The following is a 20458-nucleotide window of genomic DNA, read 5'->3' on the forward strand; positions in this document are numbered from 1 at the left end:
TCGCCAGCTGACCTTTACGGAACGATGTTCGATCGCTGCACTTCAGGAAGCTCGGCTATTGTCCCGGCGGATCGCTGTACCGTTGGATCGCGAGCCGTCCGCCGTTTCGCGCGCATGGCAGTGCAATGGTGTCAAGCGGATCGACTACCACCCGACGCATGATCAGGCGCACGCCTGGCCACGCCGCCGGCACGGCTGTCGGCCGAGCGGGAGGCCGCTAATCCTCACACGCCCCGGCTAGGTTGCTGCCCGTGACGACGCCGTACATCGGGAGGCCGGCGCCATCCTCGCCAGCCACAACCACATCCCATGAATAGGACTCAGCCCTTTAAACGCGCGCGCGATGCCGGCATCGGCACCCGGCAGGGCACGATAGCCTTCGGCTCCGGCCGCCGGCCATCGGGTGTGAACATCGCGATATAGCCGCCGGCCGACGGCATCTTCTGCAGTTCGACCAGCTTGTAGCCGACCGCCTCGAACTCGCATTTCAACAGTGCGGGCGGCGTGCCGTGGTTCTGGGTAGGCCGGTCGGCATCGACCACCACGACCCGCCCGCCCTTGCGTATCGAGGGACGCAGGTTCCACAGAAAGGCATAGGGCTCGGCGATCTCATGGTACATATGGACCATCAGCACCCGGTCGAAGCTGTTGATCGGCAGCTTCGCATCGTCCGGTTCGCCCAGCCGCACGCTGACATTGTCCAGCCGTTCGCGCGCGACCCGCTGCGCCAGCGCGTCACGAATCTGCGGGATAATGTCCTCGGCCAGCACGCGGCCGTCGTCGCCGACCCGCTGCGCCAGACGGATGGTGTAATAACCCTCGCCCGCGCCGATATCGGCGACGGTCATGCCGGGCGCGATGCCGGCCTTGTCCATCACCAGTTCGGCTTCGTTCAGCCGGTCGCGCGATTCCTCGGTCGACCAGCGTGCCGAGACGATCGTTGCCACCGGCCGGTCGGCCTTGGGAAAGGTCGGCTTGTCCTCCCGCTGCGCATTGGCGGCCGGCGTCGGTTGCGTCGCGTCGCAACCGGCCAGCATCAGCAGCGCGAACGGGAGGGCGCGACGCATCTCAGTCGACATCCTCGACATCGACCGATTCACCGGTCACCCGCTGCGACAGCGCGGCGGCCATGAACGGATCGAGCGCGCCGTCCAGCACGTCGCCCGGCGCGGTCGAGACGACACCGGTGCGCAGGTCCTTCACCATCTGATAGGGCTGCAGCACGTACGAACGGATCTGATGGCCCCAGCCGATATCGGTCTTGGTCGCATTCTCGGCATTGGCCTCCGCCTCGCGGATCGCCAGCTCGCGCTCGTACAGCCGGGCGCGCAGCTGGTTATAGGCTTCGGCCTTGTTCTTGTGCTGCGAGCGCTGGTTCTGACACTGCACGACGATGCCGGTCGGGATATGCGTGATACGCACCGCCGAATCGGTCGTGTTGATGTGCTGCCCACCGGCACCCGACGCGCGGTAGGTGTCGATGCGCAGGTCGCTTTCGTTATATTCGACCTCGATATTGTCGTCGATCACCGGATAGACCCAGATCGACGCGAACGAGGTGTGGCGACGCGCGGCGCTGTCATAGGGGCTGATGCGGACCAAGCGGTGGACCCCGCCCTCGGTCTTGGCAAAGCCGTACGCATTCTCACCCTTGATCAGCAGGGTCGCCGACTTGATGCCAGCCTGTTCGCCCGAATGCTGGTCGACCAGCTCGACCTTCATGCCGCGGCGTTCGGCCCAGCGGGTGTACATGCGTTGCAGCATCCCCGCCCAGTCCTGGCTCTCGGTCCCGCCGGCGCCGGCGTTGATCTCGATATAGGTGTCGTTGCCGTCCGCTTCCCCCGACAGCAGCGCTTGGACCTTGTCATGATCGGCACGCTTGGCCAGCTCGGCGAGGTTCGCGACGCCCTCCTCCGCCATTTCGCTGTCGCCCTCGGCATCGGCCATCTCGATCAGCTCGACGGTATCGGCGAGGTCGCGTTCGATGTCGCGGGTCGCGGTGATCGCCTCGTCCAGCCGGCGCCGTTCGCGCATCACGTCCTGCGCGGCCTTGGGATCGTTCCACAATGCCTGATCCTCGACGCGCGCGTTCAGCTCGTCCAGCCGGCGCAACGCGCGGTCCCAGTCGAGGAAGCGGCGCAGCAGCGCGAGGGCATCGTTGATCTTGTCTACATGGGCTTGCGCTTCGGCGCGCATGGGAAAACTCCGGGAATAAGCGTAATCAGGGGGAATGCCGCCGATATAGGGCGCGCGCTAGTAGATTCCCCCTTCGCGTTGCAAGAAGTCGCTGTCGCGCGGTTGCGCCGCCTTGGGCTGCGGCGCGGCGCGGGTCGGGTCGCGGGTGACGGGCGGGCGCGCTTCGCCGAGGCGTCCGGTGGCGCGGCGCGCCTCGGTCTCCGGCTTGAACGCTTCCCAGATGATCGCCGCCTTGGGATCGGTCGTCGGCCAGCCGCCATAGACCGGGCGACCGCTGGCACGGTCGATACGGACCATGCGGATACCGGCAGGCGCGCGGAACGGCAGCACCTCCATGTCCTTGTACGCCTTTACCGCGAATGCCTTATAGATCGGTGCGGCGATCGTACCGCCTTGGGCATAGCCGCCCAGATTGCGCGGTGTGTCGAAGCCCAGATAGAGGCCGGCGATCATCTGCGGCGTGCCGCCGACGAACCATACGTCGGTCGGGCCGGTCGAGGTGCCGGTCTTGCCCATGATCGGACGGTTAAGGTCGCGAAGCGTGGTGGCGGTGCCGCGCTGGATCACCCCCTCCATGATGTGCACCATCTGGTACGCGCTCATCGGTTCGACCACCTGACGCGACTTGATCTGCGGACGGGGCATCGGCTTGCCGTCCCAGTCGGGCGCGTTGCAGCGGTCGCAGGCGCGCCAGTTTTCGGGCAGGATCACCTTGCCGCGCCGGTCCTGCACGAAATCGATGACGCTGGGCTTCAGCTCGCGCCCCTGATTCGCGAGGATCGAATAGGCGTTGACCATGCGCATGACGGTCGTCTCGCCCGCGCCCAGCGCATAGGAGAGATAGGGCGGAAACTTCTCGTCACTGACGCCGACGCGCTGGATTAGGTCGTTGACCTTGTCCATGCCGGTCTGCGCCGCGGCGCGGACGGTCATTAGGTTGCGCGACTGTTCGACGCCCCAGCGCATCGTGTGCGGGCCGGCCCCGCCGCCACCGAAGTTGCGGAAGCATTTCTGGCCCAGTCGCCCGCCCTGATTCACGCAGAACGGCCCGTCGACGATGATCGAGGCCGGGGTCATCCCCGCCTCCAGCGCGGCGGCATAGACGATCGGCTTGATCGTCGATCCGGGCTGGCGCATCGCCTGGGTCGCGCGGTTGAACGACTGGATGCGGCTGTCGAACCCGCCCTGCATCGCGAGGATGCGGCCGGTGCGCGGGTCCTCGACCACCATGCCGCCCGACACGCGCGGAACCGAACGCAGCGACCATTGACTGCCGGCGGGGGCCACCGCGAGGATGTCGCCCGGCTGGATCGCGGCAAAGGCGGTGCCGCCCTGCCCCCGCACCGGCATCACGGCGTTGCCACGCGGCAGGACGCCCGTCCGCCCATCGGCAAAGCCGATCCGCGCCTCGCCGCCATCCTTCGCGATGACGATCGCCGCCTGCCAATCCTGATAATCGATGCCAATATTGGTGTTGAGCAGCGCCGACTGCCAGTTATCCGCGTCCACCTCGGCACGCGGCTTGTTGAGCGGTCCCGACCAGCCGCGCCCCGAATCGAAGCGGATCAGCCCGGAACGCAGCGCGTCCTGCGCATCCTGCTGGATCTTCGGATCGAGCGAGGTACGCACCCACAGGCCGCCGGCATAGACGCTGTACGGCCCGTCCTTCGCATTCTCGCCGAACTGGTTCAGCAGCTGGCGGCGCACTTCCTCGATGAAATAGCCGCCGGCGGTTTCCTTGCGCGGGGTCTGGCGCGGGATGGTGCCGAGCGGCTGGGCGACCGCGTTCGCGCGCTGGCTGGCGGTGATGAAGCCGTTGCGCTCCATTTCGCCCAGCACCCAGTTGCGCCGACCGATCGCCCGGTCATAGCCGCGCTCGGGCGTATAGTTGGACGGCCCCTTGGGCAGGATCGCGAGATAGGCCATTTGCGGCAGCATCAGTTCGCGCAGATCCTTGCCGAAATAGGCATGGGACGCCGCCTCTACGCCGAACGCGTTCCGGCCGAGCGCGATCTGGTTCAGATAGAGTTCGAGAATCTGCTGCTTGGTCAGCGCGCTTTCGATGCGATAGGCGAGCAGCGCCTCCTTCGCTTTCCGAACATAGCTGACCTCGTTGGTCAGCAGCAGGTTCTTCGCCACCTGTTGCGTGATGGTCGACGCGCCGATCGGGCGGCCGTCGCGACGCAGATTGGTGAGCATCGCGGCGGCGATACCGGGATAATCGACGCCGTGATGTTCGAAGAAGGTGCGATCCTCCGCCGCCAGGAACGCGCGGACCAGCAGCGGCGGATATTCGGCATAGGACAACTGCACACGCCGTTCGCGGGCATAGCTGTGGATCGGATCGCCCTCGATGCCGCGCACATTGGTCGGCAGCGGCGGTTCATAGGCGCGCAGCGAATCGACCGACGGCAGCGTGCGCCACAGCAGCAGCCAGATGAGGAACACGGCGATCCCCGCCAGCAACAGCGCGATCGCGGGCAGGCGGAACCACCACCGCCGCCGGATACGGGCGAAACGGGCGCGCCGGCCCTCTCGGGCGGCGTCGGGGGTGGCTTCGGTGTCGGATACGCTCATCGCCCGCGCGGTTTAGCAGGTTTGGGCGTGGGGGAAAGCCGGGCGTGATCCCGTGCCCCCTTCGTCATTCCTTACCGCCCCACCCCATCCATCGCCAGCGCATCGGACAGGAGCGCGCGGATAGCGCGAAGTTCGGTGATGCGCGCAGCGCGGCGGGGGGCCGGCGCGACCGGCAACGGCGCCTTCGCCTCCTGCGCCAGCAATTGCTGGACCCCGCGCACGGTATAGCCCTGTTCGCCGAGCAAACTGTGGATTCGGCGGAGCAGTGCCACGTCCGCCGGCCGGTAATGGCGGCGGTCGCCGGCGCGGGTCAGCGGCTTGATCTGCGGGAAGCGGCCTTCCCAATAGCGCAGCCGGTGCTGCGGCACCCCCAGTTCGCGCGCGACCTCACCGATCGAGCGATAGGCGTCGGCCGATTTGTCGACGGGGGGCGCCAATCCGGTCCGATCAGCCGGTCGCGAGGATGCGGTCGCGCATCATCTGGCTGGCGCGGAAGGTCAGGACGCGGCGCGGGGCGATCGGCACTTCGACGCCGGTCTTGGGATTGCGACCGACGCGTTCGCCCTTGTCGCGCAGGACGAAGCTGCCGAAGCCGGAAATCTTGACGTTCTCGCCCTTGGACAGCGCGTCGCACATATGGCCGAGAATCTGTTCGACGACTCGTGCGGAATCGGCACGCGAAAGGCCGATTTCGCGGTGCATTTCCTCGGCAAGGTCCGCGCGAGTCAGCGTGCCATCGGTTGCCATCGGTTCTTCTTCCCTTTCGAACTACGCCGATCCGCTAGCACGGCGTATACGAAAATTCAAAAATACGAAAGGATTACCAACGCACTACGGCAGCGCCCCAGGTAAAGCCACCGCCCATTGCCTCCAGCACCACGATATCGCCACGCTGGATCCGCCCGTCCTTGACCGCGACGTCGAGCGCGAGGGGCACCGAAGCGGCCGATGTGTTGGCATGCCGGTCGACGGTGACGACGACCTTTTCGGGGGCGAGGTTCAGCTTGCGCGCGGTCGCATCGAGGATGCGAGCATTCGCCTGATGCGGCACGACCCAGTCGACATCCGCCGGGGTCAGCCCGGCGAGGTCGAGCGATTCGCCCATGACGGCGGCAAGGTTCACCACCGCGTGGCGGAACACTTCCTTGCCCTTCATGCGCAGCTTGCCGACCGTACCGGTCGTCGACGGGCCGCCATCGACATAGAGCAGCTGGTTGTGGCGGCCATCGGCGTGGAGCCGGGTCGACAGGATGCCGCGCCCGTCCGCCGCCTCGGTCGCCTCCAGGACGATCGCGCCCGCCCCGTCGCCGAACAGGACGCAGGTCGTGCGATCCTCCCAGTCGAGGATGCGGCTGAAGGTTTCGGCACCGATGACGAGGGCGCGGCGATGGACGCCGGCGCGCAGCATCGAATCGGCGACCTGCACCGCGTAGAGGAAACCCGAACAGACCGCCGCCACGTCGAACGCGACGCAGTCATCGATGCCGAGCGCCGCCTGCACCTTGGTCGCGGTTGCCGGGAAGGTCTGGTCCGGGGTGGCGGTCGCCAGCACGATCAGGTCGATCTGCGCCGGCTCCAGCCCGGCGGCAGCGATCGCGGCACGGGCGGCATCGGTCGCGAGCGTCGACGTCGTCTCATGCTCGCCGGCGATATGGCGGAAGCGGATGCCGGTACGCTCGACGATCCATTCGTCGGACGTATCGACCCGTTCGGCCAGGTCCGCATTGGACACACGGTTGGCGGGAAGCGCGGAACCGGTGCCGGTGACGACTGCGCGAATCATGCTGCCTGTGCCTCGATACCGGCCAGATCGCTGGCGATGCTGCGGGTCAGGTCGTCGCGGACCATCTTGGCGGCCACCTGGATCGCGTTCGACACGCCGATCGCATTGGCGCTGCCATGGCTCTTCACCACCAGCCCGTTGAGTCCGAGGAAGACCGCGCCATTATGGTTGTTGGGGTCGAGATGGTGGCGGAGCAGGTCGGTCGCGGGCCTGGAGATCAGGAACCCGATCTTCGAGCGCACCGACGAACGGAACGCGCGCTTGAGCAGGTCGCCGACGAAGCGCGCCGTCCCTTCGGCGGTCTTCAAGGCAATATTGCCCGAGAAACCGTCGCAGACGACGACATCGACCTGTCCGCGCGACAGGCGATCCCCCTCGATATAGCCGGTAAAGGTCATCGGCAGATGCGGCGATGCGCGCAGCGTCGCCGCCGCCTCCCGCACGCTGTCGATGCCCTTAAGCTCTTCGGTGCCGATGTTCAGCAACGCGACGCGGGGGGAATCGAGGTCGAGCGCGGTGCGGGCATAGGCCGCGCCCATCACCGCGAACTGGACGAGGTTGCGCGCATCGCACTCGGCATTGGCGCCGAGGTCGAGCATGACGAGGTCATTGTCGCCAAGGCTCGGCAGCAACGCCGCCAGTGCCGGACGATCGATGCCGGGCATGGTGCGCAGCGCGAGCTTCGCCATCGCCATCAGCGCGCCGGTATTGCCCGACGACACGGCGGCGGCGGCACGCCCCTGCTTCACCAGGTTGATGGCGATGCCCATCGACGTGGTCTTCGCCCGGCGAATCGCCTGGCTCGGCTTGTCGGAAGAACCGACAACCTCAGGCGCGTGGACGATCTCCGACGCGGCACTGAGGTTGGGATGTGATTCGAGCCCGGCGCGAATCGCCGTCTCGTCGCCGACCAGCAGGAAGCGCATCGATTCATGACGCCGCCGGGCATGGGCGACGCCAGCGAGCATGGTGGCAAGCCCTTCGTCACCGCCCATCGCGTCGATGGCGATCCAGGACCCGTCAGCCATGCGTGCTTTCCTGTCCGGTCGAGCGGGTTACGCTTCGACCGAGACGACTTCGCGACCGTTATAATGGCCGCAAGCGGTGCACAGGTTGTGCGGACGCTTCAGTTCGCCGCAGTTCGGGCATTCCTGGAACGACTCGATGCTCAGCGAGTCGTGGCTGCGACGCATACCGCGCTTCGAGGGCGTGGTCTTTCTCTTGGGAACTGCCATTTCGGCACCTTTATTACGTGGGTATCAGTTGGTTTCGCTACCAACTGACGACGCGGCCCAGGCAAGTGCCGAACCGCAACACTGCGACCGGCGACCCGCCGGACCGGCAGACAGGCTGGTCGCGAAGCGAACCGCGCCTATAGCGTTTTCGTGCGCGGTTGCAAGGGAGAAGGGACGAACCCCTTCGGTCTACTTCGTCGTCCCCGCGAAGGCGGGGACCCATAGCCGCTGACGTCAATGCACGATCCACGGCGCTAGCGACAATGGATTCCCGCCTTCGCGGGAATGACGAATCAGCCGACCGCCAGCACCTTGTCCCCCACGAACGGGTTCGTCGCCCGTTCATGGCCCAGCGTACTGCCCGGACCATGACCCGGCACGAACGCCACATCGTCGCCTAGCGGCCACAGCTTGGTCACGACCGAGTCGATCAGCGCCTGATGGTCGGACAGCGGGAAATCTGTTCGACCGATCGATCCCTGGAACAGCACGTCGCCGACCAGCGCGAATCGGGCCGCTTCGTGGAAGAAGATGACATGCCCCGGCGTGTGCCCCGGCGTTTCGTACACCGACAGCACCGCCTCGCCCACCGTCACCGTGTCACCTTCGACCAGCCAGCGATCGGGTTCGAACGGCACACCGCGCAGGCCCCAGCGCTTGCCGTCCTCGTCCAGCCGCGCGATCCAGAACCGGTCGGCTTCGTGCGGGCCTTCGATCGGCACGCCCAGCTGCTCGGCCAGCGGCTTCGCCTCGCCGCAATGGTCGATATGGCCATGGGTCAGCAGGATCTTCTCGATCGTCACCCCCTGTTGCTCGGCGGCGGCGATGAGGCGCGGCAGGTCGCCGCCGGGATCGACGAACGCGCCGCGCATCGTCTTCGTACACCATAGCAGGGTGCAGTTCTGCTGGAGCGGGGTCACCGGAATGATCGCCGCGCGGATCGGGGATGGGGTCATGGACGAATCCATATCGCCTGCGGCCTGATCCCGCAAAGCCGGATCGGGCCGGTAACCCCTCTACGAACGCCGATCAGACTTAATCCCGCGTACATAAAGGCACGTCACAATGCTTGCCCCGCGCGCGCGCAACCGGCAAGCGTGGTGACGATGTTCGATACGACCCGGCCTTTCGTGCTGTTCGACGACGCCCGGCCGGGTGGCACCGCACGGCTGTATCGTGCTCCGACGCGCCTGATCTGCGCCGATCGCCTAGACGAGGTTGCCGATGCGCTGACGGCGATGCGCGCCGCGACGGCAGCGGGGGCAAGCGTCGCCGGCTATATGACCTATGAGGCGGGGGCCGCATTCGTGCCGGGCGCACCGGTGCGGGCGGGCGACGGGCCGCTGCTGTGGTTCGGCGTGTTCGACCGCGCCGAAACCGTCGACCTCGCCGCTGCCCTGCCCGATCCGGCCGGGGCGTGGGTCGGCACGGTCGAGGCCGATATCGCAGCCGACGCCTATGCCGCCCACTGTACCGAGATTCTCGAGCTGATCGCGGCGGGCGATATCTATCAGGCGAACCTGACCTTCGGCGCGCGCGTGCCGGTGATCGGCGATCCGCTGGCGCTCTATGCCGCGATCCGACCGCGCGCCGCCGCCGGACATGGTGCGGTGGTGTGGACCGGCCGCGACTGGATATTGTCCTTTTCGCCCGAGCTTTTCTTCACGGTTTCGAACGGCCGGATCACCGCGCGCCCGATGAAGGGCACCGCAACCCGCGACCCCGACCCCGCCCTCGACCGCGCCGCCGCCGAATCGCTCGCCGCCGATCCCAAGCAGCGTGCCGAGAATCTGATGATCGTCGACCTGATGCGCAACGACCTGTCGCGCGTGGGCGTCGCGGGCAGCGTGGCAGTGCCGGAGCGATTCGTCGTCGAAACCTATCCCAGCATCCACCAGCTGATCTCGTCGGTCACCGCCGAGCTGTCGCCGGACAAGGATGCGATCGATGCGCTGGCGGCGCTGTTCCCCTGCGGATCGATCACCGGCGCGCCCAAGCGGCGGGCAATGCAGGCGATCGACACGGTCGAGGGGCGGGCGCGGGGCATCTATACCGGGTCGATCGGCTGGATCGACGGTGCGGGCGACGCGTCGTTCAACGTCGCGATCCGCACCCTGCACCTGCCCGCCGGTGCCACCGAAGCGACGCTGGGCCTGGGATCGGGGGTCGTTGCCGATTCGCAACCGCAGGCGGAATGGCGCGAATGCCTCGCCAAGGCGCGCTTCCTCGACCTCGCACCGGCCCGGCTCGACCTGATCGAGACGATGGCGTTCGATCCGCATACCGGGATACCGTTGCTGGAGCGGCATCTGGCGCGGTTGACCGCAAGCGCCCGCGCATTGGGCTTTGCGTTCGATCGGCACGCCACCCGCAACGAATTGCAGGCGGCGACCTTTCGGTTGCGCGAGCCGGCGCGGGTGCGGCTGTTGCTGTCGCGCAGCGGGGCGATCGCGGTCGATGTCACCCCCCTGCCCGCCGCAACGGCCGGGCCGGTCGATGTAGCCGTGGCGCCCCTGCCACTCGCCCCCCGCGACCTGCGCCTCGCCCACAAGACAACCGACCGCCGCTTCTGGCCCGCGCCGCCGCCGGGCTGTTTCGAGACGATCTTCGTCGACGCGCAGGGCGACCTGACCGAGGGCAGCTTCACCTCGATCTTCGTCGATGGCGGCGCACAGCTGCTGACCCCGCCGCTCGACCGGGGACTCTTGCCCGGCATATTGCGCGCCGAGCTGATCGCGCGGGGTGAGGCGGTGGAGATGCCACTGCGCCCCGCCGATCTCGCGCAAGGATTTTACATCGGCAATGCAGTTCGCGGACTGATTCGTGCGCGATTGGTTGCGGATGCGAACATAGGGGGGTAAGGGCGCGTCCACCTGTTCCTTCTCAGCATCGGACGTCCCATGAAGCCCTCCGCCGCGCTCGACCGCATCAACCCGTCGCCGACCCTCGCCATCACGTCGAAGGTCCTCGAACTGAAGCGGCAGGGCGTCGACGTGATCGGCCTGGGTGCGGGCGAACCCGATTTCGACACGCCCGATTTCGTCAAGGACGCCGCGATCGAGGCGATCCGCGCCGGCAAGACCAAATACACCAATGTCGACGGCACGGCCGAGCTGAAGGATGCGATCGCCGCCAAGTTCAAGCGTGACAACGGCCTGACCTATGCCGCGAACCAGATCACGGTGAATGTCGGCGGCAAGCATACGCTGTTCAACGCACTGGTCGCGACGGTCGATGCAGGCGACGAGGTGATCGTCCCCGCCCCCTATTGGGTCAGCTACCCGGACGTCGTGCAGTTCGCGGGCGGCACCCCGGTATTCATCGCCGCCGGTGCCGACCAGAATTACAAGATCACGCCCGAACAGCTCGACGCCGCGATCACCGAGAAGACCAAGTGGGTCATCCTGAATTCGCCGTCCAACCCGACCGGTGCCGGCTATACCCGCGACGAGCTGCGCGCCTTGGGCAAGGTGCTGGAAAAGCACCCGCATGTCTGGATTTTCGCCGACGATATGTACGAACACATCGTCTATCCCGGTTTCGAATTCGCGACGATCGCCGAGGTGAACCCGACGCTGTACGATCGCACGCTGACGGTGAACGGCTGTTCGAAGGCCTATGCGATGACCGGCTGGCGCATCGGCTACGCAGCGGGAGCGGCATGGCTCATCAAGGCGATCGCCAAGCTGCAGTCGCAATCGACCAGCAACCCCTGTTCGATCGCGCAGGCTGCCGCCGTCGCCGCGCTGAACGGCGACCAGTCGTTCCTGGCCGAGCGGAATGCCGCGTTCCAGCGTCGCCGCGACATGGTGGTGGCCGAACTGAACGCGATCGAAGGCGTCACCTGCCCGACGCCCGAAGGGGCCTTCTACGTCTATCCCGACATTTCCGGGCTGATCGGCAAGACCACGCCGGGCGGCAAGCGGATCGACACCGACGAGGATTTCGTCGGCTATCTGCTGGAGGACGCGCGGGTCGCCGCGGTGCAGGGTGCGGCGTTCGGCCTCTCGCCCGCGATGCGGATCAGCTATGCGACGTCGGACGAACTGCTTGCCGAAGCCTGTGCCCGTATCGCCACCGCCTGCGCCGCGCTCAAGTAATTTCGCGATGGAAACGGACTATTAGGAGCTGTTCGCTATCACAACGATAGTTGTGACAGGGACTTGATGTTGCTCGATCTTTCCACCTTGCTGGTCATGGCCGCACTATCCTCGCTCGTCGCGGGGGTGGTGCACTTGACTGCCGCGGCGGGGGGCCGGTTCGATTCTTGGGCGAACTGGTGGGGCGGCGGCCATCTGTTGATGGGCATAGGCGCGATGGTGCCGCTGGCACGCGGGCTGGAGCTTCCCTGGCTCGTGCCGACGACCAACGTGCTGGAAGTGTTCAGCTTCGCCGCGATCCATATCGGGGTGCGGCGCTTCGCCGATCCGGCGAGTGGTATCGGGCTGCCGCTCGCCATCGCCGGTATCCTTGCGCTGCCGCTGGCGTTCTGGACGGACCCTGCCGCGATGAGCCCGCGCATCGGCTATCTGACCATCGTCCGCTCGATCTTCGACATCGCGACGGTCGTCCTGGCGGTCCGCATCGCCCGTCGGGAAAAGCTGCGGACCGGGTGGATCATGGCGGTGATGTTCGCGATCACCGTCGTCCTGTTCCTTGGCCTGGCCGGATTCGCGGTTGCCGGGCAACTGGGAATATCATTGAAGGGAATGCGTGGCGGGCCGCCGGCATGGATGGCGGCGGCGGGGATCACGTTCCTGATGTTCCGCGGCTTTTCGCTGCTGACGATGGATGCGGAGCGCTGCGAACACCGGCTGGCCACCCTTGCCGAACGCGACGGGCTGACCGGGGCGGGCAATCGCACCGCCTTCGACCAGGCACGGCGGGACTGGCGCGGCGACGGTGCGGTGCTGGTGATCGATCTCGACCGCTTCAAGGAACTGAACGACTGTCACGGCCATGCGATGGGCGACGCCGTACTGGGGATCATCACGCGATCGGCGATGCAGGCGGTTCCGCCGACCGGCCGGGTGTTCCGCTGGGGCGGCGACGAGTTCGTCTGCGTAGTGCTGGACATCGACGATGCCATGGCGGAAGCGATCGCCGAGGATATCGCGACGCGTTTCGCCCGCGGCATGGCCGCGCTCCTCGGCCCCGACCATGGAACGGGGGTCAGCATCGGCCGGGCGACGGGATCGCTGGCGATACTGGACGCGCTGCTCGATCAGGCGGATGGCGCCATGTACGCCGAGAAGCGGCGCCGGCAGTCCGCGACATCGGACACGCAACGCAGCGTTGCCCAAAGTGCACCCTCCCCACACTTGATTTCGCAGTCGCAACATGGTTGAGGCTGTGCGCAACATGAACGGACGCGCCAGCGCCGGTTCAGCCCCGCAACCTATATCTTGCACCGAACAACGGACGTCCCCCTCCTTTTGCGGGGTCCGTCCGACGCCGCGAACCATCCGGGTAAGCGGCCGGGCAAGAGGACGAGACAGATGACAGCCAAGCGTACCGGTTTCCTTCGCCATTTCATCAGCGGCTTTGCCCTTGGCGCGGTCGCGCTGGTCGCGGTGCAGGTCGCGGATCGCAGCGATGCGAAGTCGGTCCGTTCCGCACCGGCGACGGTCGAACGCATCGGCTGATCTGGCGGTGCGCGCCGGCGCACCCCATTTCGGTTCCCGGCAATTCCCGAGGAACCTTCGTATGAAAGCCCTGCTGCCCGTTGCCATCGCCGTCATCGGCGTGGCCGCCCTGTCGATCCCCCCGGCGACCGCCGAGCGTGCGGTTCCCGTCCCCGCCATCGCCAGCGACGTGCCTCCCACCCCCGGCCTTGCCACCGCCGTCCTGGCGGGCGGCTGTTTCTGGGGCATGGAGGCGGTGTTCGAACGGGTGAAGGGCGTCAAGTCGGTCGTCAGCGGCTATGCCGGCGGCACGCGTCAGACCGCGACCTACGACCAAGTCTCGACCGAACGCACCGGCCATGCCGAGGCGATCCGCATCACCTACGACCCGCGCATCGTCAGCTATGGCACGCTGCTGCGCGTCTATTTCTCGGTCGCGCACGATCCGACGCAGGTGAACGGGCAATACCCCGATTCGGGACCGAGCTATCGCTCCGCGATCTTCGCGCAGACTCCGGCGCAGGCACTGGCCGCCCGGCGCTATATCGCGCAGCTGACCCGGGCGAAGGCGTTCCCGAAACCGATCGCGACCAAGATCGAAACCGGCGCCTTTTATCCGGCCGAGCCCTATCATCAGGACTTCGCCCGGCGGAACCCGTCGCACCCCTATATCGTGCGGTGGGACAAGCCCAAGGTCGCGGCGGCCAAGGCGGCCTATCCGGGGTTGGTCGGGTAGAAGAAGATTCGGTTTCACGCGAAGGCGCGGAGACGCGAAGAGGTCGCGTTTGCCGCAATGGGATCGCACAGCGATCTATCCTTCCGATCGCTGCCACGGAGAGGTAAAGTTCTGCTGGCGCGGAACGATAGAGAGCCACCACTGCTTCGCGTCTCCGCGCCTTCGCGTGAAACCGATCTTCCTTCTTTGCCTACAACAACCCCAGCGCCATCAACTCGCCGATGAGTCGAGGCGGCAGTTCGTCCGCGCCGCTGCCCTCCCCGCCCAGGTCGGCCGGTGCATCGGCATCCTCCAGATAACGCCAGCCCTGATGCGCGCGCTTCGGCCGGCCCTCGACCAGCACCAGCTTCGGCCCCAGATGAATCGCGACGCGCCCGCCCTCCGCCTCGCCGAAGCCGAGGATCGGTGAACGGGCGACGAGGCGATGCTTCAAAATCCAGAACAGCGACCCGCCCTCGATCTCGGCAGCGCGTTTGGGCAGGTAGCGGGTCGTCAGGAATCCGCCTTCGGCATGGCGCGTGGCCAGCCGCTCGGCGAGCTGTTCGACCGATTCGATGGCGAAGGCGACTTTGGTGAGATGCAGCGGCACGCGCCCCAGATGGGAAGCGCCTGCTCGCGCCTCAACCCGTCAGTCCGCTGACGGTCGCAAGCCCCAGGAACACGAGGAACCCCATCGAATCGGTCGTCATCGTCACGAAGATCGACGACGCGACCGCCGGGTCGGCGTTGAACCGGTCGAGCGTCAGCGGCACGAACACCCCCGCAAAGCCGGCAATGACGACATTCAGCAGCATCGCCGTGCCGATCACCGCCCCCAGCTGCGGATTGCCGAACCACAAGGTGACGCCGGTGCCGATCAGCGCGGCGACGGTCGCGCCGTTCATCAGCGCGATGATCATCTCGCGCCGGATCGCACGCAGCGTGTTCGACTGGGTCAACTGATTGGTGGCGAGCGCGCGGACGGTGACCGCCATGGTCTGCGTGCCGGCATTGCCGCCCAGCCCCGCGACGATCGGCATCAGCGCGGCCAATGTCACCATCTTGTCGATCGTCGCCCCGAACGCGCCGATGATCGTCGCGGGCAGCAGCGCGGTCATCAGGTTGGTGATGAGCCAGCGCACCCGCGCCTTGTACGAATCGCGGATCGGTTCGTTGATGTCGCCTTCGCCGGCGCCGGACAGCAGCAGCGCGTCCTCGCCCGCTTCCGCCTGAATGATGTGGACCACGTCGTCGACGGTGATCATGCCGACCAGCCGCCCGCCGCCATCCACCACGGCGGCGGAGATCAGCGCATATTTCTGGAAGCGGAGCGCCACCTCTTCCTGGTCCATGTCGACCGGGATCAGCGTCTGTTCGCGCGCCATCACGTCGCCGATCGCGACCGATCGTGGGGTGCGCAAAATCCACGACAATTGGCACGTGCCGACCGGCTTGTGCGCCGGGTCGACGACGAAGATTTCCCAGAAATCGGTCGTCAATACGTCATCGGCGCGAAGATAATCGAGCGCGTCGCCGACGGTCCAATGCTCCGGCACCGCGACCAGCTCGCGCTGCATCAGGCGGCCGGCGGATTCTTCCGGGTAGGACAGCGCCTCCTCGATCGCGGCACGATCGTCGGGGTCGAGCGCGCGCAGCACCGCGCGCTGTTCGGCATCGTCGAGGTCCTCGATGATCGCGACCGCGTCGTCGGTGTCGAGCTGTGCCGCCAGATCAGCGACCTGGGTCGCGGTCAGCGCCTCGATCACCGCGTCGCGCACCCAGTCGTTCATTTCCGCCAGCACGTCGCCGTTCAGCCGTTCGGCGATGGCGGCGGCCAGCGCGGCACGCTGTTCGCCCGGCACCAGTTCGAACAGGTCGGCAAGGTCGGCGGGGTGGAGCGGTTCGACCAGCTCGCGCGCGGCCTCGTCATCGCCGCGATCGACCGCTTCGCACACCGCGCGGACGAATTCGGGCTTCAGCCGGTCGTCCTCGTCCAGTTCGCTGGTCGTATCGGGAAGGTCGAGTTCGGTCATGGTCGCAACCCTCCGCGCGGTTTCGCCCGCTGTAGCCATGCTGCACCGCCGTGCCAATGTCCGTGCGGTTGCCAGTACCGTTCCGGCACCCTAGCTAGGCTCCGACTTTCAAGGAGCTTTCAATGGCCGATACCCCCAGCACGCTCGTGATGACGCTCGATACCGGTGAAGTTCGGATCAAGCTGCGCCCCGACCTCGCGCCCAACCATGTCGCGCAAATCGTCAAGCTGGCCGATTCGGGCTTTTACGACGGCGTGCCGTTCCACCGGGTGATCGACGGCTTCATGGCGCAGGGTGGCGACGGCGGTCGCGGCGACGGCACCGGCGGGTCGAAGGAACCGAACCTCAAGCAGGAATTCAACGCCGAACCGCATGTGCGCGGCGTGTGTTCGATGGCGCGGACGATGGACCCCAATTCGGCCAACAGCCAGTTCTTCATCTGCCTCGACGACGCGACCTTCCTCGACCGCCAGTACACGGTGTGGGGCGTGGTCGAGAGCGGCATGGACGCGGTCGACGCGCTGCCCAAGGGCGAGCCGCCACGTAACCCCGGCAAGATCGTGACCGCGCGCTCGGAAGCGTAAACCCTGTTCGTCATTCCCGCGCAGGCGGGAATCCATATGCGCTGGCGTTGCGGCTTGATCATTGACGTCAGCGGCTATGGACCCTCGCCTTCGCGGGGGTGACGAGAGTGAATTGGCGCCTCCCCCGTCCGTCATCCCGGCGCAGGCCGGGATCCATGGATGGGGGACGGCTGCGATCGATCGGGAACACCCGACACAATGGATTCCGGCCTCCGCCGGAATGACGAAGTGGCGGACGGTTTCTCCTACTCCGCCGGCGCGTTCAGCGCCTTGACCAGCCAGTCGTGGAACAGCTTCACCGGCCGCTGCTGCAACATGCGCGGGCGACACACGAACCAGTGGCTGTAGGTCGAATCGACCGCCATATCGAACAACGGCACCAGCCGGTCATCGCGCGCCGTTTCGAAATGCGATTCGAGCATGAAGGCGACGCCCAATCCCTGCGCCGCCGCCTCCAGCATCAGCGTGCCCGAATCGAACCGGTCGATCGCGGCCGGCGCGACATCCGGCATGCCCGCCGCATGCATCCAGTCGGCAAAGGTGTCGGGCATGTCACGGTGGATCAGCGCGGTATGCTGTGCCAGTTGCGACGGATCGGTGATCGGCGTGCGGTCGATCAGCGCGCGTCCCGCAATCGCATAGACCCGGTTGCGGTCAAGCCGCCGCGCATACAGCGCCGGGTCGATCGCATGGTCCAGCACGATCGCGACGTCGATCCCCTCCCCCAGGCGGCCCAGCCCATGGTGCGCGGTATCGAAATCGAGGTGCAGTTCGGGATGCTGGTCGTGCAGGTCGCCCATGCGCGGCATCAGCCGCTGAATCGCAAACAGCGGCAGCACGCCCAGCCGCAGGCGCAGCACCTCCACCGCGCCCGACATCTGTTCGACCGCGTCCGACAGCGTGTCGAGCGCCCCCGACAGCAGCGCGAGCAGCCGTTCGCCATCGTCGTTCAGCCGCAGGGCCTGGTGCCGGCGTTCGAACAGCGGCTTGCCGATGAAGCGCTCCATCGCCTGGACCCGGCGGCTCAGCGCGGGCGACGACAGCGCCAGTTCGTCGGCGGCGAGCTTGACCGAACCCAGTCGCGCGACATGCACGAACGCTTCGATCGCGGTGAGAGGTGGCAGGCGGCGCATCCGATACCCTAACTTGGTTGCGGTGCGGTACACGCTGCACGCCGATTGTCTCGCTTGCAACCATACACCGGTATGGCGTTGCATTTTTTGCATCATGAATTGATTTGTTCGCACTTGCACAAAAACGCGCCGCACCGCACATAGGACGTGCCTTTCAGGCATCCTCTCCTAAAAACTTTCCGGCCGGTCGTTTCGATCGGCCTTTTTTTTCGTCTTGTTGCCGGCAACCCACCGCCCATATCCGCCGTTCCTTGCGTTCAGCTCAGGACGGAATTTGATGGCGGACAGCGAAACAGGCGGGCGGCGGTTGCAGGTGGCGAACGCCCGGCCCGAAGACAGCGGGCGCGGCATCGCCCATCTCCCCCGGTCGGTCATGGCGCTGCTCGGCATCAACGAGGGCGATGTCGTCGAAATCATCGGCAAAAAGACGACGCCCGCGCGCGCCATCGCGCCCTATCCCGAGGATGAGGGCCTCGACATCGTCCGCATCGACGGGTTGCAGCGCGCCAATGCCGGCGTGGGGTCGGGCGACCAGGTCGAGGTGCGCAAGGCCGAGTCGCGCCCGGCCAGCCGTGTCGTCTTCGCGCCCGCCCAGCAGAATCTGCGGCTGCAGGGGTCGGCAAACGCGCTCAAGCGCACCTTTTTCGGCCGGCCGCTATGCCAGGGCGATATCGTCGCGACGACCGGGCATCAGCGGGTCGACAATCTGTCGCCCAATGTCCGTCGCTATGTGAACGCGCCCGCCTTTTCGTTGCAGGAAATCCGCCTCGCGGTCGTGTCGGCCACGCCCAAGGGCGTCGTGCATATCGACGAATCGACCGAGATCGAGCTGCGCCCCGAATATGAGGAACCGCGCGAGACTCGCCGCGCCGACGTCACCTATGACGATATCGGCGGCATGGGGCAGACGATCGACCAGCTGCGCGAGATGGTCGAACTCCCCTTGCGCTATCCCGAACTGTTCCAGCGGCTTGGCGTCGATCCGCCCAAGGGGGTGTTGCTGCACGGGCCGCCCGGCACGGGCAAGACACGCCTCGCCCGCGCCGTCGCCAACGAATCGGACGCGGAGTTCTTCCTCATCAACGGTCCCGAGATCATGGGCTCGGCCTATGGCGAATCGGAAAAGCGCCTGCGCGAGGTGTTCGAGGAAGCGACCAAGGCGTCGCCCTCGATCGTCTTCATCGACGAGATCGATTCGATCGCGCCCAAGCGTGGACAGGTATCGGGCGAGGCCGAAAAGCGGCTGGTCGCACAGCTGCTGACGCTGATGGACGGGCTCGAATCGCGCGCCAACATCGTCGTCATCGCCGCGACCAACCGGCCGGAAGCGATCGACGAGGCGCTGCGCCGGCCCGGCCGGTTCGATCGCGAGATCGTGGTCGGCGTGCCGGACGAGCGCGGTCGGCGCGAAATCCTCGGTATCCACACCCGTGGTATGCCGCTCGACGACAATGTCGATCTGGGCGAGCTGTCGCGCACGACCTACGGCTTTGTCGGCGCAGATCTGGCGGCCCTGACCCGGGAGGCGGCGATCGATTCGGTCCGGCGGATCATGCCGCGCATCGACCTGTCGGCCGGCACGATCCCGCAGGACGTGCTCGACAGCCTGTCGGTCACCCGCGACGATTTCGTCGAGGCGCTGAAGCGCGTGCAGCCGAGCGCGATGCGGGAGGTGATGGTGCAGGCCCCCACCGTCCGCTGGGACGATGTCGGTGGCCTCGACGATGCGCAGATGCGGTTGAAGGAAGGGGTCGAGCTGCCGCTCAAGTCGCCCGATTCCTTCCGCCGGCTGGGCATCCGCCCGGCCAAGGGATTCCTGCTCTACGGCCCGCCCGGCACCGGCAAGACGCTGCTGGCCAAGGCGGTCGCGCGCGAGGCGGAGGCGAACTTCATCGCCACCAAGTCGAGCGACCTGCTGTCCAAATGGTATGGCGAAAGCGAGCAGCAGATCGCCCGCCTGTTCGCGCGCGCCAGACAGGTTGCCCCCACGGTGATCTTCATCGACGAACTCGATTCGCTGGTGCCCGCGCGTGGCGGCGGCATGGGCGAACCGCAGGTGACCGAGCGGGTGGTGAACACGATCCTGGCGGAAATGGACGGGCTGGAGGAACTGCAGTCGGTCGTGGTGATCGGCGCCACCAACCGCCCGAACATGGTCGATCCGGCGCTGCTGCGCCCCGGCCGGTTCGACGAGTTGATCTATGTCGGCGTGCCCGACCAGGCCGGCCGTGCGCGCATCCTCGGCATCCAGACGCAGAAGATGCCGCTGGCCACCGATGTCGACCTGGGTGCCATCGCCGCGCGGACCGATCGGTTCACTGGTGCCGACCTTGAAGATGTGGTGCGCCGGGCCGGCCTGTTCGCACTGCGCGCCTCGCTCGACACGCGCGAGGTGACGATGGCGCATTTCGAATCGGCGCTGGCCGAATCCCGCGCCTCGGTAACGGCGGAGATGGAGGAGGAATATCGCGCCATGTCCGCCCGGCTGAAGCAGGATGCGGTCGCGATCCAGCCGATCGGCTTCATCGCCCCCGGCATGGTCGAAGGGCGCGGGCCGAAGGGGTAGCCAGGGCGGGGA

General features: G+C 66.7%; 19 protein-coding genes. 7 read left to right on the forward strand and 12 right to left on the reverse strand.

The window, feature by feature from the left end; translation table 11 throughout:
* Positions 1-320 precede the first annotated feature (320 nt).
* From MF609_RS03220 to MF609_RS03260, 9 genes are all read right to left on the reverse strand, one after another.
* Positions 321-1067: a class I SAM-dependent methyltransferase gene (locus MF609_RS03220; RefSeq protein ID WP_242414858.1), complete on the reverse strand. Its 747-nt coding sequence runs from the start codon at positions 1065-1067 to the stop codon at positions 321-323.
* A gap of 1 nt (position 1068) precedes the next feature.
* On the reverse strand, positions 1069-2196 hold the full coding sequence (gene prfB / locus MF609_RS03225; protein ID WP_242414859.1) for a peptide chain release factor 2: 1128 nt from the start codon (positions 2194-2196) through the stop codon (positions 1069-1071).
* Between the two features lie 57 nt (positions 2197-2253).
* Positions 2254-4773, reverse strand: coding sequence for a penicillin-binding protein 1A (locus tag MF609_RS03230; RefSeq protein ID WP_242414860.1), 2520 nt, complete (start codon positions 4771-4773; stop codon positions 2254-2256).
* A 71-nt stretch (positions 4774-4844) separates the two neighbouring features.
* Complete coding sequence (locus MF609_RS03235; protein WP_242414861.1) at positions 4845-5210, reverse strand: MerR family transcriptional regulator; 366 nt, start codon at positions 5208-5210, stop codon at positions 4845-4847.
* A 10-nt stretch (positions 5211-5220) separates the two neighbouring features.
* The gene (locus MF609_RS03240; RefSeq protein WP_242414862.1) at positions 5221-5520 is read right to left on the reverse strand and encodes an integration host factor subunit alpha; all 300 of its coding nucleotides are present in this window, start codon (positions 5518-5520) and stop codon (positions 5221-5223) included.
* Positions 5521-5593: 73 nt separating this feature from the next.
* On the reverse strand, positions 5594-6556 hold the full coding sequence (locus MF609_RS03245; protein WP_242414863.1) for a beta-ketoacyl-ACP synthase III: 963 nt from the start codon (positions 6554-6556) through the stop codon (positions 5594-5596).
* Positions 6553-7584: a phosphate acyltransferase PlsX gene (gene plsX / locus MF609_RS03250; protein ID WP_242414864.1), complete on the reverse strand. Its 1032-nt coding sequence runs from the start codon at positions 7582-7584 to the stop codon at positions 6553-6555. Before plsX ends, MF609_RS03245 begins: the two co-directional genes overlap by 4 nt.
* A gap of 27 nt (positions 7585-7611) precedes the next feature.
* Positions 7612-7791, reverse strand: a complete 180-nt coding sequence (gene rpmF / locus MF609_RS03255; RefSeq protein ID WP_066692472.1) for a 50S ribosomal protein L32 — start codon at positions 7789-7791, stop codon at positions 7612-7614.
* Between the two features lie 293 nt (positions 7792-8084).
* Positions 8085-8747 carry an MBL fold metallo-hydrolase gene (locus tag MF609_RS03260; protein WP_277991006.1) on the reverse strand — a complete coding sequence of 221 codons (663 nt, stop codon included), beginning with the start codon at positions 8745-8747 and terminating at the stop codon, positions 8085-8087.
* Between the two features lie 150 nt (positions 8748-8897).
* On the opposite strand from MF609_RS03260, the gene pabB reads away from it, so the two are divergent.
* The 5 genes from pabB (at position 8898) to msrA (ending at position 14151) form a co-directional block, all read left to right on the forward strand.
* Positions 8898-10652, forward strand: coding sequence for an aminodeoxychorismate synthase component I (pabB, locus tag MF609_RS03265; protein WP_242414865.1), 1755 nt, complete (start codon positions 8898-8900; stop codon positions 10650-10652).
* 39 nt (positions 10653-10691) lie between these two features.
* Complete coding sequence (locus tag MF609_RS03270; protein WP_242414866.1) at positions 10692-11891, forward strand: pyridoxal phosphate-dependent aminotransferase; 1200 nt, start codon at positions 10692-10694, stop codon at positions 11889-11891.
* Positions 11892-11987: 96 nt separating this feature from the next.
* Positions 11988-13139, forward strand: coding sequence for a GGDEF domain-containing protein (locus tag MF609_RS03275; RefSeq protein WP_242414867.1), 1152 nt, complete (start codon positions 11988-11990; stop codon positions 13137-13139).
* A gap of 150 nt (positions 13140-13289) precedes the next feature.
* Complete coding sequence (locus MF609_RS03280) at positions 13290-13436, forward strand: hypothetical protein (protein WP_242414868.1); 147 nt, start codon at positions 13290-13292, stop codon at positions 13434-13436.
* 61 nt (positions 13437-13497) lie between these two features.
* Positions 13498-14151: a peptide-methionine (S)-S-oxide reductase MsrA gene (gene msrA, locus MF609_RS03285; RefSeq protein ID WP_242414869.1), complete on the forward strand. Its 654-nt coding sequence runs from the start codon at positions 13498-13500 to the stop codon at positions 14149-14151.
* Between the two features lie 190 nt (positions 14152-14341).
* Here msrA and MF609_RS03290 read toward each other — a convergent pair whose 3' ends face one another.
* Both MF609_RS03290 and mgtE read right to left on the reverse strand, forming a co-directional pair.
* Positions 14342-14740 carry a DUF1489 family protein gene (locus MF609_RS03290; protein WP_242414870.1) on the reverse strand — a complete coding sequence of 133 codons (399 nt, stop codon included), beginning with the start codon at positions 14738-14740 and terminating at the stop codon, positions 14342-14344.
* A 31-nt stretch (positions 14741-14771) separates the two neighbouring features.
* Positions 14772-16163 (reverse strand): magnesium transporter, encoded by a 1392-nt coding sequence (gene mgtE / locus MF609_RS03295; protein ID WP_242414871.1) that lies wholly within the window; start codon positions 16161-16163, stop codon positions 14772-14774.
* A gap of 122 nt (positions 16164-16285) precedes the next feature.
* Here mgtE and MF609_RS03300 point away from each other — a divergent pair, with 122 nt between their 5' ends.
* Positions 16286-16747 (forward strand): peptidylprolyl isomerase, encoded by a 462-nt coding sequence (locus MF609_RS03300; RefSeq protein ID WP_066692505.1) that lies wholly within the window; start codon positions 16286-16288, stop codon positions 16745-16747.
* A gap of 245 nt (positions 16748-16992) precedes the next feature.
* Here MF609_RS03300 and MF609_RS03305 read toward each other — a convergent pair whose 3' ends face one another.
* Positions 16993-17880: a LysR substrate-binding domain-containing protein gene (locus tag MF609_RS03305; protein WP_242414872.1), complete on the reverse strand. Its 888-nt coding sequence runs from the start codon at positions 17878-17880 to the stop codon at positions 16993-16995.
* Positions 17881-18157: 277 nt separating this feature from the next.
* Here MF609_RS03305 and MF609_RS03310 point away from each other — a divergent pair, with 277 nt between their 5' ends.
* Positions 18158-20446 (forward strand): CDC48 family AAA ATPase, encoded by a 2289-nt coding sequence (locus tag MF609_RS03310; RefSeq protein ID WP_242414873.1) that lies wholly within the window; start codon positions 18158-18160, stop codon positions 20444-20446.
* Positions 20447-20458 lie beyond the last annotated feature (12 nt).

It is taken from the genome of Sphingomonas panni, from assembly GCF_022664435.1.
In the GTDB taxonomy this organism is placed as follows: domain Bacteria; phylum Pseudomonadota; class Alphaproteobacteria; order Sphingomonadales; family Sphingomonadaceae; genus Sphingomonas; species Sphingomonas panni.

Coding starts and splice junctions, on each gene's coding strand:
- MF609_RS03220 (WP_242414858.1), bottom strand. CDS start 1,067: ATGCGTCGCGCCCTCCCGTTCGCGCTGCTGATGCTGGCCGGTTGCGAC.
- prfB (WP_242414859.1), bottom strand. CDS start 2,196: ATGCGCGCCGAAGCGCAAGCCCATGTAGACAAGATCAACGATGCCCTC.
- MF609_RS03230 (WP_242414860.1), bottom strand. CDS start 4,773: ATGAGCGTATCCGACACCGAAGCCACCCCCGACGCCGCCCGAGAGGGC.
- MF609_RS03240 (WP_242414862.1), bottom strand. CDS start 5,520: ATGGCAACCGATGGCACGCTGACTCGCGCGGACCTTGCCGAGGAAATG.
- MF609_RS03245 (WP_242414863.1), bottom strand. CDS start 6,556: ATGATTCGCGCAGTCGTCACCGGCACCGGTTCCGCGCTTCCCGCCAAC.
- plsX (WP_242414864.1), bottom strand. CDS start 7,584: ATGGCTGACGGGTCCTGGATCGCCATCGACGCGATGGGCGGTGACGAA.
- rpmF (WP_066692472.1), bottom strand. CDS start 7,791: ATGGCAGTTCCCAAGAGAAAGACCACGCCCTCGAAGCGCGGTATGCGT.
- MF609_RS03260 (WP_277991006.1), bottom strand. CDS start 8,747: ATGACCCCATCCCCGATCCGCGCGGCGATCATTCCGGTGACCCCGCTC.
- pabB (WP_242414865.1), top strand. CDS start 8,898: ATGTTCGATACGACCCGGCCTTTCGTGCTGTTCGACGACGCCCGGCCG.
- MF609_RS03270 (WP_242414866.1), top strand. CDS start 10,692: ATGAAGCCCTCCGCCGCGCTCGACCGCATCAACCCGTCGCCGACCCTC.
- MF609_RS03275 (WP_242414867.1), top strand. CDS start 11,988: ATGGCCGCACTATCCTCGCTCGTCGCGGGGGTGGTGCACTTGACTGCC.
- MF609_RS03280 (WP_242414868.1), top strand. CDS start 13,290: ATGACAGCCAAGCGTACCGGTTTCCTTCGCCATTTCATCAGCGGCTTT.
- msrA (WP_242414869.1), top strand. CDS start 13,498: ATGAAAGCCCTGCTGCCCGTTGCCATCGCCGTCATCGGCGTGGCCGCC.
- mgtE (WP_242414871.1), bottom strand. CDS start 16,163: ATGACCGAACTCGACCTTCCCGATACGACCAGCGAACTGGACGAGGAC.
- MF609_RS03300 (WP_066692505.1), top strand. CDS start 16,286: ATGGCCGATACCCCCAGCACGCTCGTGATGACGCTCGATACCGGTGAA.
- MF609_RS03305 (WP_242414872.1), bottom strand. CDS start 17,880: ATGCGCCGCCTGCCACCTCTCACCGCGATCGAAGCGTTCGTGCATGTC.
- MF609_RS03310 (WP_242414873.1), top strand. CDS start 18,158: ATGGCGGACAGCGAAACAGGCGGGCGGCGGTTGCAGGTGGCGAACGCC.